9 protein-coding genes and 2 tRNA genes are annotated in these 12,404 nt (G+C 60.5%); 6 read left to right on the top strand and 5 right to left on the bottom strand.

Annotation, left to right across the window (positions count from 1 at the left end):
- The first annotated feature begins 30 nt into the window (after window positions 1-30).
- From betI to GWQ31_RS12960, 4 genes are all read left to right on the top strand, one after another.
- Entirely contained in the window at window positions 31-618 is a 588-nt protein-coding gene (gene betI / locus GWQ31_RS12975; protein ID WP_099994215.1) for a transcriptional regulator BetI, read from the top strand.
- A gap of 4 nt (window positions 619-622) precedes the next feature.
- A complete protein-coding gene (betB, locus tag GWQ31_RS12970) occupies window positions 623-2,086 on the top strand; it encodes a betaine-aldehyde dehydrogenase (protein WP_275909522.1) in 1,464 nt (487 codons plus the stop codon).
- A 9-nt stretch (window positions 2,087-2,095) separates the two neighbouring features.
- Window positions 2,096-3,775 carry a choline dehydrogenase gene (betA, locus tag GWQ31_RS12965; RefSeq protein ID WP_275909521.1) on the top strand — a complete coding sequence of 560 codons (1,680 nt, stop codon included), beginning with the start codon at window positions 2,096-2,098 and terminating at the stop codon, window positions 3,773-3,775.
- A 243-nt stretch (window positions 3,776-4,018) separates the two neighbouring features.
- Window positions 4,019-5,236, top strand: coding sequence for a BCCT family transporter (locus GWQ31_RS12960; protein WP_219597741.1), 1,218 nt, complete (start codon window positions 4,019-4,021; stop codon window positions 5,234-5,236).
- Window positions 5,237-5,665: 429 nt separating this feature from the next.
- On the opposite strand, the gene GWQ31_RS12955 is transcribed toward GWQ31_RS12960, so the two are convergent.
- From GWQ31_RS12955 to GWQ31_RS12945, 3 genes are all read right to left on the bottom strand, one after another.
- A tRNA-Asn gene (locus tag GWQ31_RS12955) sits at window positions 5,666-5,741 on the bottom strand.
- Between the two features lie 5 nt (window positions 5,742-5,746).
- Window positions 5,747-5,822: transfer RNA gene (locus tag GWQ31_RS12950), tRNA-Phe, on the bottom strand.
- Between the two features lie 191 nt (window positions 5,823-6,013).
- A complete protein-coding gene (locus GWQ31_RS12945; RefSeq protein ID WP_265420848.1) occupies window positions 6,014-8,290 on the bottom strand; it encodes an immune inhibitor A domain-containing protein in 2,277 nt (758 codons plus the stop codon).
- Between the two features lie 420 nt (window positions 8,291-8,710).
- Between GWQ31_RS12945 and rraB the strand changes: the two genes are divergently transcribed.
- Window positions 8,711-9,058 (top strand): ribonuclease E inhibitor RraB, encoded by a 348-nt coding sequence (gene rraB / locus GWQ31_RS12940; RefSeq protein WP_011898395.1) that lies wholly within the window; start codon window positions 8,711-8,713, stop codon window positions 9,056-9,058.
- 74 nt (window positions 9,059-9,132) lie between these two features.
- Here the strand turns inward: rraB and GWQ31_RS12935 are convergent, their stop codons facing one another.
- Window positions 9,133-11,106: an EAL domain-containing protein gene (locus GWQ31_RS12935; RefSeq protein WP_099994210.1), complete on the bottom strand. Its 1,974-nt coding sequence runs from the start codon at window positions 11,104-11,106 to the stop codon at window positions 9,133-9,135.
- 171 nt (window positions 11,107-11,277) lie between these two features.
- On the opposite strand from GWQ31_RS12935, the gene GWQ31_RS12930 reads away from it, so the two are divergent.
- On the top strand, window positions 11,278-11,772 hold the full coding sequence (locus GWQ31_RS12930) for a hypothetical protein (protein WP_275909520.1): 495 nt from the start codon (window positions 11,278-11,280) through the stop codon (window positions 11,770-11,772).
- 232 nt (window positions 11,773-12,004) lie between these two features.
- On the opposite strand, the gene GWQ31_RS12925 is transcribed toward GWQ31_RS12930, so the two are convergent.
- The gene (locus GWQ31_RS12925; RefSeq protein ID WP_005317936.1) at window positions 12,005-12,403 is read right to left on the bottom strand and encodes a hypothetical protein; all 399 of its coding nucleotides are present in this window, start codon (window positions 12,401-12,403) and stop codon (window positions 12,005-12,007) included.
- Window position 12,404 lies beyond the last annotated feature (1 nt).

Here is a 12,404-nt window from a genome sequence, read left to right as displayed (position 1 = left end):
TTGCTGGTTGAACAATCAATTAACAAAAACATGCCCATAGTCGGAGTCTCTGAAAAGCGTCGTCAGCAACTGATCCAGGCCACCATCTCTTCGGTGGACGAGTTCGGTTTGCAACACACCACCATCCATCGCATCAGCACCCTGGCCGGCATGTCTTCCGGCATCATCAGCCACTATTTTGGTGGCAAACAGGGACTGATTGAAGCGGCCATGCGAGACCTGCAAGCCGCGCTTGGTCAGGCGCTGCGGGAGCGGCTCGTACCCGGTATGTCGCCACAAGCACGACTGATGGCGGTAGTGGAGGCCAATTTCACCCCTTTGCAGTGTTCCCGGGCCGTGGCGCGCACCTGGCTTGCTTTCTGGTCTCAGGCCAGCCATGAACCGGGCTTGGCCCGCCTGCAGCGGATCAATCAGCGGCGATTGCTGAGCAATCTGGCCTACTCCTTTGGTTTGTGCCTGACCCGGCAAGAGGCACTGGCTGCCGCACAACAGAGCGCCGCCATGATAGATGGTTTCTGGCTACGCAGTGCTTTGAGCCCCAGCCCTGAACCCGATTTCAGCCGCGCTGAGCGGCTTTGCAAACTCTTTATCCAGCAACGACTGACCCCAGCGGAGTGAATTCATGTCTTTGAAGCGTTATCAGAATTTTGTCGACGGCCGTTATCTGGCCAATACCTCGGGCGAGTACTTCGAGGTGATCAATCCGGCTAGCGGGGCCGTCATCTACGAGGTCGAGGTGGCCGATGAGGCAGTGCAAACTGCGGCCATTGCGAGTGCCCAGAACGGTTTTGCGCTCTGGTCGGCCATGAGTGGGGTCGAGCGTGGCCGGATCCTGTTGCGGGCCGTGGCTCTGTTGCGTGAGCGTAACGATATCCTTGCCGCCATCGAGGTAGCCGACACCGGCAAGCCCTGGCAGGAAGCCTCTGTGGTGGACGTGGTGACTGGCGCCGACAGCATAGAGTTCTTCGCCGGCCTGGCTGCCGCCATCGAGGGCAATCAGCAGCAGCTGGGGGCTGATTTTTACTACAGCCGCCGCGAACCCCTCGGCGTCTGTGCCGGGATCGGCGCCTGGAACTACCCGCTGCAAATTGCCTGCTGGAAGGCGGCCCCCGCGCTGGCCTGCGGCAACAGCATGATCTTCAAACCCTCGGAAGAGACGCCCCTCGGTGCCCTCAAGCTGGCGGAGATCTTCATCGAGGCCGGCATGCCCGCCGGCGTCTTCAATGTGGTGCAGGGGGATGGCCGGGTCGGTGCCTGGCTGAGTCAGGCGCCCGAGGTGGCCAAGATCTCCTTCACCGGCGAGGTGGGCACCGGCAAGAAGGTGATGCGCGCCGCTGCTGAGACCCTCAAGGGGGTGACCATGGAGCTGGGAGGCAAGTCCCCCCTCATCATCTTCGACGATGCAGATCTGGAGGAGGCGGTCAGCGCTGCCATGGTGGCGAACTTCTATACCCAGGGCGAGGTGTGCACCAATGGCACCCGCGTCTATGTACAACAGGGGATCTACCCCGCCTTCATGGCGCGGCTGCTGGCCCGAACCCGGGACAATATCCGGATCGGCGATCCCATGGATCCCGCCACCAACTTCGGTGCCCTCATCTCTCGCGAGCATCAGCGCAAGGTGCTCGACTATATCCGCATCGGCCAGGAAGAGGGGGCCACCCTGCGCTGTGGCGGGGAGGCGCTGCGGCCGGCCATGGCGCCGGATGGCTTCTTCGTCGCCCCCACCATCTTCAGCGAATGCCGGGACGAGATGCGGATCTGCCGGGAAGAGATTTTCGGCCCCGTTATGTCCGTGCTCAGTTTCGAGCAGGAAGAGGAGGTGGTGCGGCGAGCCAATGACACTGCCCTGGGGCTGGCGGCCGGGGTCTTCACCCGGGACATTCGTCGCGCTCACCGGGTGGTGCACCAGCTGCAGGCCGGGATCTGCTGGATCAACAGCTATGGCGCCTCCCCGGCCGAGATGCCGGTGGGCGGCTTCAAGCAGTCCGGCATAGGGCGGGAGAACGGCCTGACAACCCTGCAACACTACACCCAGCTCAAGTCCGTCTATGTCGGCATGCAAGCGATCCAGAGTCCGTTTTAAGGAGGCACCATGACGCAATTCGATTACATCATAGTGGGGGCGGGCAGCGCCGGTTGCGTGCTGGCCAACCGCCTGAGCGAGGATGGTCAGCACAGGGTGCTGCTGCTGGAGACGGGGGGCAGCGACAAGAGCATCTTCATCCAGATGCCGACCGCCCTTTCCATCCCCATGAACACCAAAAAGTATGCCTGGCAGTTCGAGACCGAGCCCGAGCCCCATCTGGATGGGCGGCGCATGCACTGCCCAAGGGGCAAGGTACTGGGAGGATCCTCCTCCATCAATGGCATGGTCTATGTGCGCGGCCACGCCGGTGACTTTGACGAGTGGCAGCAGGCGGGGGCGCAGGGCTGGGACTATGCCCATTGCCTGCCCTACTTCAAGCGGGCCGAGCAGTGGGCCTTCGGTGGGGATGAGTATCGCGGCGCTGAGGGGCCGCTTGGGGTCAACAACGGCAACCAGATGCAAAACCCCCTCTATCAGGCTTTCGTCGATGCCGGTGTGGAAGCGGGCTACGACGGGACGGCGGATTACAACGGCCGCCAGCAGGAAGGGTTCGGCCCCATGCACATGACGGTCAAGCAAGGGGTTCGCAGCTCCAGTGCCAATGCCTATCTCAGACCCGCCATGGAGCGGGCCAACCTCACAGTGCTGACTGGTGCCCTGGTCCACAAGGTACTGCTCGAGGGCAAACAGGCGGTCGGGGTGCGCTTCGAACGCAAGGGCAAGATGGAGGAGGTAAGGGCCGGCAAGGAGGTGATCCTGAGTGCAGGCCCTATCGGCTCACCTCATCTGCTGCAACTCTCCGGCATCGGCGATCCCGATACCCTGAGGGCGGCAGGGATAGGGGTACTGCACCCTCTGCCCGGGGTGGGCGAAAACCTGCAGGACCATCTGGAGTTCTACTTCCAGTTTCGCTGTCAGCAACCCATCACCCTCAATGGCAAACTGGGTCTGTGGGACAAATTCCTCATCGGCAGCCGCTGGCTGTTGCGCAAGGACGGTCTGGGGGCGACCAATCACTTCGAGTCTTGTGGCTTCATCCGCTCCAAGGCGGGGGTGCCCTGGCCGGATCTGCAATACCATTTCCTGCCTGCCGCCATGCGTTATGACGGCAAGGAGGCGTTTGCGGGCCATGGCTTCCAGGTTCACATAGGCCACAACAAGCCCCGCAGTCGCGGCCAGGTGAAGGTGCGCTCGGCCGATCCCCGTCAGGCCCCCGCCATCCGCTTCAACTATCTCTCCCATCCGGATGATGTCGAAGGATTTCGCGCTTGCGTGCGACTGACCCGGGAGATCATCGGTCAACCGGCCCTGGATGCCTATCGGGGAGAGGAGATACAGCCAGGGGGGTCGGTACAAAGCGATGAGCAGATAGATGCCTTCGTGCGCAGTGCCGTGGAGAGCGCCTACCACCCTTCCTGCTCCTGCAAGATGGGGACGGACTCCCTGGCGGTGGTGGATCCCGAGACCCGGGTTCATGGCCTGCAGGGGCTGCGGGTGGTGGATTCTTCCATCTTCCCGACCATTCCCAATGGCAACCTCAATGCCCCCACCCTGATGGTGGCCGAGCGCGCCGCCGACCTGATCCTGGGCAAGGTGCCACTGACGGCGCACCCGGTCGAGGTGGGGCTGGCCGACCACTGGCAGGAGAAGCAGCGTCCGCGGGAGCCGGTGCGTTCCCTGGCTTGAGCCCGTTGGTTGAATAAAAAGAGATGCCACTACCCGGATGGCAGTTCGTCAGACCTTAGCTATCGCCCGATCGCACTTGATACCGGCGATAGCTAAGCCCTGATCCCGTGTCCATTTCCCCTCGCCACTGCGGGGTTGGGGGAGTCATGTCCGCAGGAAGCCGAACTGCCTCTTGAACACCACAATGCAATGACAAGGAGCACTTATGTTTAGTCACGAAAGGGATATCACAGGAGGTCAGTCATGACAGTCTGGCTCAGTGCAGGAATACTGTTTACCTTTGCCGCCATCGCCTTTGTGCTCTATCGCTGGGGCAATATTCGTTGTATCGGTACCACGCCGGTGCGCACCTTTACCTTCGTCGCCATCCTGTTCACCTCCGGCCTGGATGTGGGGCTCATCATGTTCCCGCTCACCGAGTTTGCCGGTTATGCCGATCTGCAGGCGAGCCCGGAATATGGCTTCACCAATCCGCTTGCCATTGAATTCGGTTACTGGGGATTTCTCATCTGGGGTTTCTACTTTCTGACCTGTTTCTATTTCTGCGTGATAGAACCCAGAGTGAAGTTCTTTGAGCTGGCGCCGGTGAAGTTCCTCAACAACCTGGTGATCATAGGCACCTGTGCCTTCACCGCCTATCTGCTGCTGAGCAACCTGCCCTGGTATCTGCCCCAGATCGGGGATGGCGAGAGCCTGGTGGCGAGTTTTTACCTGATAGTGCTGCTGGTGATTGCGCTCTCCATCTATTCGAGCACCAGCCTGAAGTTCGTCAGGATCCTGAGCCTGGGCACGACGACCTGCTTCATCGCCCTGATCGCCCTGATGTGGGGCGCCGCCTTTCTCACGCCGGCGGGATCTCTCGCTGATTTTGCCGCGACGCTGGCGCTGGTGGGAGGATACTTTGGTCACATGGAGCGCTTCGTGTTGCCCCTCAATGATTACCACGCCTTTTATCTCTATTGGTGGTTCTCCTGGAGCATCATGATAGGTCAGTTCACCGCCCGCTTCGTCGGCGGCCTGCGCACCTGGCAACTGCTGGGGGCCATGCTGGTGTTCCCCTCCCTGGCTATCGCCGTCTGGTTCGCCGTGCTCTACTACTACCACGAGCAGGGACTCTCGACCGCCGGCTTCTTCAACTGGGCCATGGTCGCCGTGGGGATCACCATGGTGATCAACTCCCTCGACTCCCTGATCCGCCTCTATACCGACAACCTGGGGTTGACGACCCAGCGGCTCGGCCAGTGGCGTTACTTCGGACTCAACTTGCTGATGCTGGCCGGCTTGACCCTGCTGTTCAAACTCGACTTCCTGCAGATCCAGTGGGTCGGTGCTCTGGTGATCGGCCTCTTCTTCGCCTGTTTCGGCTACATCATCAGGTACAAGCTGAAGGCGGTGAGCAGCATAGAGGGCGCGCCAAAGGAGAATCGCCTCGACTACGGCAAGATAGAGCTGGCCGGATAAGAGGGGGAGCCAGGGGTGCAGAGTCGCCGTGCTTCAAGCCCGAAGCTGCCGGTCAGTCACCCCCTTGTGAGCCAGGCGTAGGATCGCGCACACATCCGCGCGTCAGCATGCTGATGAAGCGGGACAGGGAGGGTCTCTTTGATGAATTTATTATCGAGGCAAAGGTTGACGATAAAGGGAGGCTGACACAAAGATGGCTCGCCTGCCGATGTGCGCAGGGATCAGTGCTGGAACAGGGTGAGGTGGACTCGGTGAAGCCATCGTGGATACGACGTCGGAAAAAAGAGAAAGGGGTAAACCCGGAAGGCGTGCTGCAAACAGGGCTCTTGCTGTTTAGTGCCGCCTGTGGGGCTACCCTGCTATTGGCAGCCTGCAACGGCAGCTGAAAGGCATAAAAAAAGCCCGCTCTATGAGCGGGCTCTTCAAATTTGGCTCCTCCTGCTGGACTTGAACCAGCGACATACGGATTAACAGTCCGCCGTTCTACCGACTGAACTAAGGAGGAATTATTGGTGCCCAGAGACGGAATCGAACCGCCGACACGGGGATTTTCAATCCCCTGCTCTACCGACTGAGCTATCTGGGCAACGGCGCGCATTAAACCCTTTATACGCAGATGTGTCAACCACAGGGGGCAGATTGAGGTACCGTTCGCTCGATAACCGAGCAATTCCCCCTCCTGTCACCGGTTTTTACCCTCAATTCTGCCTTGTTGTGCTGTTTTTCGTTGTGGGCAATGAAAAAGGGGGCCTGAGCCCCCAGGGTGCACTGGATGACTCAGTGACGGCTGACGATGATCCGTCCCGTGCTCATGTCGCGGGCCTGACCCGTGACGCTGATCTTGAGGCCATACTCGGGCAGCAGGCGACCCGCATCCGGGATCTCCTTGCTCTGGTAGCTGCGGGAATCCTTGAACACCCGCTTCGGGGTGACCCAGAAATCGCGCAGCAGGGAGCCGCTAGGGTGCTTGAGGTTGAGCGGTTGCTGGAAGCCCAGGCTGAAGGTGGCATCGTGGATCTGGTAGCGGGTGCCGGCGACGGCGCCGTCACTCCACTTCAGAGTGCGTTGGTCCGCATCAACGACGCCGAGGAAGCCCTCACCCGGGTGGGCGCCTACCCAGTTGTTGTCCTGGCTGTTGTCCACGTACCAGAGCAACATGCCCGGCTCGTAGCGCATCAGCTGGTCAGACACATTGATGTGGGCCAGCCCTTTGTCGACCCCCGCATGGTTGCGCCACTCGGCCAGATAGTAGTGATCCTTGGCCTCGTTGCCGTTGCTCTTCACAAACCCGGCCAGGGTGAAGGCTGAGTTGCCTTCGGCCCCGTCGCTCACCAGCGAATCTCCGTCGGCCAGGATCAGGATCTCATCCACGAACAGGCCGTTCTCGGCCACGCCGCCATCGCTCAGGTATTGCAGGGTGAGGGTTATCTTCTGACCGGCCCAGGGGCTCAAGTCAAATTCGGCATCGGTCCAGCCATTGGAGTTGCCCGTGATGCCGACGCCAAAGCCGATCCCGTTCGGATCGTCGCTGGTGGTCAGGTTGCCGGGGATCGGCTGACCGTTGACCAGCACCCGCCCATAGTCAAACCCCTCTTCAATCTGGTACCAGGCCTTGAACGCCAGACTGGCGCTCTGCTTGCCGGTCAAGTCCAGGGTCAGGTTCATGCGGTTGTCGAGGTTGTTGGCCTTGCCACCGTGGTATTCGTATTGGCCGGCATAAGGCGGATTGAGCGGGATCTGCTTGGCGGGCAGATTGATGCGTACCACGTCGTCGTTGCGGCCCTTGTCGTTGGCTTGATCCAGCATGTAGACGTTGCCGCGGGGGCTGAGGTCGGCTAGCTGCACATTGCTACCGTGCAACCAGTTGCCACCGAGGGAGGCCTGCAGGAACTCCTTGGCCCAGGCGGAGAAACCGGTCGGCTCTGTGCCGCCTATCACCCCGGCCCAGGAGCCGGATGACATGATGGACCAGGTGGCCACAGGTTCACCCTTGCCGGTGTACTTGGTGTCGTACTCGTCCGGCAGTCCCAGATCGTGGCCATATTCATGGGCACAGACCCCGGCCGCCGCATCGATGGGCTGGATGGTGTAGTCGTAGGCGGCAAACTGGCCGCCGAAGTTGCCGTTCGGGCTGCTGGTGCCGGGGATGGGGAAGGGGGCACCCAGGTTCCAGCGATGGGCCCAGATGGCATCCTCGCCAAGATCGCCACCACCCGCCTCTTCCCCCACGCTGGAGTGAAAGATCATCAGGTGGTCGATGAGACCGTCCGGCTCATTCCGGTTGCCGTTGCCGTTGAGATCGTAACGATCCTCCTGGTCAAACTGGGCCAGATCGATGGAGGGGTCATTGGCAACCTGGATCAACGCCTCCTTCACCAGGTCCCGAATGGTGTTGGGGGTGGCATTGGCGCCGTAGTAGGCGGCATTCTTGTCGGCGGTATACCAGCCCGCCACCTGCCCGCGCACGCTGTAGCTCTTGCCGGATTGCTGCTCGTAGAACTGGCGCATGGAGATGAAGGTTTCACCGTTCGGGCCCTTGTAGCCCTTGCTGGAGAACAGCAGGTCGTTGTAGTGCTCGGGTGTGTAGTCCGGGTAGTACATCTTGGTGAGATCCGGGGTGACGCTGTTCTTCGGGTAGTCGGGAAAGTCCACCAGGATGGCGAGGATCTTGTCCTTGCGCATCTTGCCGTTGTAGTGCTCCTTCTCGATGGACTTGAGCAGCAGGGTGGGCACCCGGTCGCCGGGACGTGCGGTGCCGTTCAGGCGGATCTTCTTGAGGATGGTCTCCCGCATCTTGCCCTCTTTCACCGCCAGGGTGCCGCTGTGGCCCTGGTAGGCTCGCGACTTCTCGCGATAAAAACGGGCGAGGGCGGCCTGCTCCATCTCGGGGGAGGCCAGGGTGGGGATGCGGCCGCTTTTCTTCAGCATATCCAGCACCTTCACCTCGTCGGCCAGGGGGGCATCGAACGGGCCATGTACCGGGGCGGCCATGGCGTGGTTTCCAATCATAAGGGTTGAGCCGATGATCAGGCTCATTATTGTTTTTTTAGGCATTCTATGTGCTCCTTCACATGATAAAAGGGAGCCTTGCTGGCTCCTCTTTCCGTACGGGCCCTGTTGCGCCCGCGTCCCTTGATACACCCCTTGAGTGACCCTTGTCACTGAGTGAGAACTGGTGGATAGTGCTGATTTTACAGTGCTTTTCGATGGGGTTGTGCGTATCGTCAGTCCAGATGTGAAGTTCCGTATGGGACATTTCACGAGAAGCGGCAGATTACACTTTATTAACCTTTTATGATGGCACCCCATTTGGGGTGGCCCCGGGCGAGCCGCTATCTTGGCTTGCGCATTGAGCCGGATGCACTCTGCGGGTATGCTTTGCCGCAACTATGCCGCGCCGGGTGAATGTGAGCCGAAGCAGGCACCCGATTGCCGACGGCATGTGACACTAACAAAGTAGTAGCTGGGGTTAATATGAGTCTTGATATGCAAGAGTGGCGTGCAGAGACCACCGCCATCGTCAACGAGTTGCTGGCCGATGGCAGCAACCCTGATCTGGAATATGACATTGAGCACCACTTCGCCTGTCAGGATTTCGATCAGCTGGAGAAAGCGGCCGTCGACCTGTTCAAGGCCGGTTTTGAAGTGACTGACGCGGAAGAGATGGAGCTGGATGACGGCGCCCCCATCTTCTGTTTCGATGCCACCATAGAGCGCAAGCTGGACATAGAGACCATAGTGGCTGACATCGAGAAAATGTTGCCGATCCTCAAAAAGTACGGCGTGGATTACGACGGCTGGGGCACTTACTTCCAGGAGTAAGGACAACCGCGGGTGTCGGCGCTATGCCGGACAACAAAAAGGCCACTTTCGAGTGGCCTTTGTTTTGTCTGCGGTCAGCTGCCGGGCAACTGATAGTTGCGGGCAAACTCGTCGGGTGGCAGCGGGCGGCTGAACAGGTAGCCTTGCAGCCGATCGCAACCGGCTTGTACCAGCCAGGCTTGCTGCTCGGGGGTTTCAACCCCTTCGGCTGTGATCCTGATCCCAAGCTCGTGGCCCAAGCCGATGACGGAGCGCACTATGGCGGTGGTGGCCTGGTTGGTGGCCAGCCCCTGGGTGAAGCTGCGGTCCAGCTTGAGGGTAGCCACCTGCAGCCTGGGCAGGTAGGCGAGCGAGCAGTAACCTGTGCCGAAGTCATCGATGGCGAGCTGGAACCCCGCCTCAATCAGATTGGCGAGGTTGCTCTCAATCTCGTCGGCGTTCTCCATCAGCACCCCTTCGGTGATCTCCAGCTCCAGTTGCCAGGGGGCGAGCCCGTGACGCTCTATGCAGGCGAAGATCTGCGGGCAGAGGTCGGGGTCACGAAATTGCAGCGGTGACAGATTGATTGAGAGCACCAGATCCGGCGCCGCACCCTGCCAGCGAGCCAGTTGGGCACAGCCTTGTTCCAGCATGCGCTGACCGAGCTGGCCGATGAGCCCCAGCTCCTCTGCCAGCGGGATGAATTCATCTGGCGAGATCATGCCGAGTTCGGGGTGGGGCCAGCGGCAGAGCAGTTCAGCCCCGTGCAACTGGTTGTTGCGGGTGCTGATGATGGGCTGATAGACGGCGGTGAGCTGCCCCGACTTGATGGCCAGCGGCAGCTGGGCCGCGATCAGCTGACGGCGTTTGAGTTTGGCGTCTAGCTCGGGATCGAACAGGGTACAGTGCTGCTGCTGACGCTTGCCCTGGGCCAGCGCGGCCTCGGCATGGCTCAATAGCCGTTCGGCATCGTTGGCCCTGCCGTGGGCGATGCCGAGGAACACAGGGATCTGGATCCTGTGTTCTTCGATCTGGTAGGGCACCATCAGCTCGTTTTGCAGGCGGCGACTCCAGTCTGCCAGCGGTTCGCTCAGCTCGGGCAGCAGCATGGCGAAGTCGTCGGCGGCGACCCGGCACACCAGTGACTGGGGCGGTGCCAGCTGTTGCAGACGACGAGCTACCTGGCTCAGCAGGCGATCGGCGACCCGGATGCCGAAGCGGTCATTGATCTCGCGAAAGTGTTGCAGGTCGACCAGCAGCAGGCTGGCCTTGCGGGCCCCGAGGTGGCGACTGGTCTGCAGAAAATGGGAGAGTTTGAGCAGGCCGGTCAGGCTGTCGTAGTGCTGCTCCTGCTGCAACTGGGCCTGGGTGGTCCGCAGTCCCGTGATGTCACGGCTCAAGGTCAGGATGCCGAGGGAGTTGCCCTCGTCGTCCGGCACATCGACCCGGGTTATCTCCAGGTGGCGGCCCTGACCGTTGGCATCCACCAGGCAGTATTCGCCCCGCCCCATGGGCAACTCGGTGGAGAGTCTGTGTGCGACACGCTGGCCGAGCGCCTCGCTCGCCGCCATGCCCATGAAGTCGAGAAAGGCCTGGTTGCAGTCGATGAGCAGTCCCTGATGGTCTTCCAGCCGGATGGGATCCGGGATGGCGTCAAGCAGCCGGCGCTGCAGCAGTTGCTGCTGGCGAAAGGTCTGCTCCAGCTCCTTGCGCTGGCCAATCTCGTTGACCATGCCAAACAGCGCCACCGGCTTGCCCTGCTCGTCATAGAGGGGGATCTTGTGGATCTCCATCCAACGGGTGCTGTCGCCACTGTTGCAGTGCAGCTGCTGATAGAGCAGAGGATTGCCCTCTGCCAGCAGGCGATCATCCTCTTCCCGAAAGATGTTGCCCCATGGCATCTCTATGTCCGTCTTGCCTATGAGCTCTTCTGTTTGCTGCAGACCGGCCTGCTCCACAAACGTGCGGTTGGCAAACAGGTAGCGCCCGTCCGTATCCCGACAGAAGATATTCATGGGCAACTGATCGATGATCTGCTGTAACAGCGTCAGGGTGAGCAAGGAATTCACGCAGGCACTCACGGGGGTAATTTCGAGCAAATCTATGATAGCAGACGGGTTTTGTAAAGCTTGGGTTAACGAGGATGCATTTCTGCCGATCTCTGCTGACAGTCTGTGTCGTCAACGCCATAATAGCCGCCGGTTGGCCGATGGCCGAATAATATGGATGAGAGAAGCAGCATGAAAAAGATATTGGGGATCGCCCTGGCCCTGCTGATGGTCGGGTGTGCCAGCGACAACAATGGTGGTGAGCAGTACCGCTATAACCCGCCGGTTGCCAAGGCGACCAACAACACCCAGGAGATGCAGATCCCGGTGGATCTGGTGTGGGCGCGCGCCGAGAAGTGGTTTGCCGATCACGGTCTCAACATCGAGAACAGCCAGCGTGGCTCGGGTCTGATGACGGCCAACGTCGAAAACGCCGCCGATGGTCTGGAGTGGCTGGATTGCGGCACCATGGGCTCCAAAGTGGCGCTGGGCAATCCCAATCTGCAGATCAATCTGATCATCACCCAGAGCGGCAACAACAGCGTGGCGACCGTCAACGTCAAGGGCAATACCCAGCTCTACTTCGTTGAGTCGTCCGGTGAGCGTGTTGCAGCCCCCTCCATCACGCCTGTCTGTGTCTCCCAGGGGAGTCTGGAACAGAGTCTGTTTGCCACTCTGGGCAACTGATCCGCCTCTGTCAGCCGCCTGCTTGTATGGTGGCCAGCATCAAACACCCCCTTGCTTGCAGCGGGGAGTTTGTTTTTGGGCGGCCAGCGTGCCCTGAATAGAGGGTATATGCCGCCGTCAGCGCATTTCAGGTTCTGACACCCGGGTGCCCCTGTGTTGCCGCCAGACATAAAGAAAAACGCCCCTAGCAGGAGCCAGGGGCGTTCGGAGCGTCAGCACGACTGGCTGGCGACTAGAGGGCGCTGTCACCGTGAAAGAGAGCCTGCTCGCCGGATTTGAGCACATAGCCTTTCCAGGGGAAGAGCTGGTAGGCTCCTCCCTGCCAGGACCAGTTGCCCTCATCCCCTTGTCGGGTCAGCAAGGTCTGCTCACCGTTTGGCAGGGTCAGTTCGGCCTTGCTCTGGTCGGCATTGAACAGCACGAAGGCGCTACCGGTCTCATCCGATTTGAGGGATTGCAGTCTCACCGCCTGCTCAAACAGGCGCACGCACTGGTTGGTCAGCGCTGACCATTGATAACCGGCGCTGGCACGACAGCCGTGGATATCCTGATCATTGCCGACCATATGCTGGGTCGGGGTACTGCAAGCCGCCAGCAGCAGGGAGGCGGCCATCAGAGTCAGAGTGCGCATG

It is taken from the genome of Aeromonas sp. 2MA4 (genome assembly GCF_029237305.1).
In the GTDB taxonomy this organism is placed as follows: domain Bacteria; phylum Pseudomonadota; class Gammaproteobacteria; order Enterobacterales; family Aeromonadaceae; genus Aeromonas; species Aeromonas salmonicida.
The sequence above is the reverse complement of the archived record's forward strand: the minus strand, read 5'-3'. Positions and strand labels throughout refer to the sequence as shown.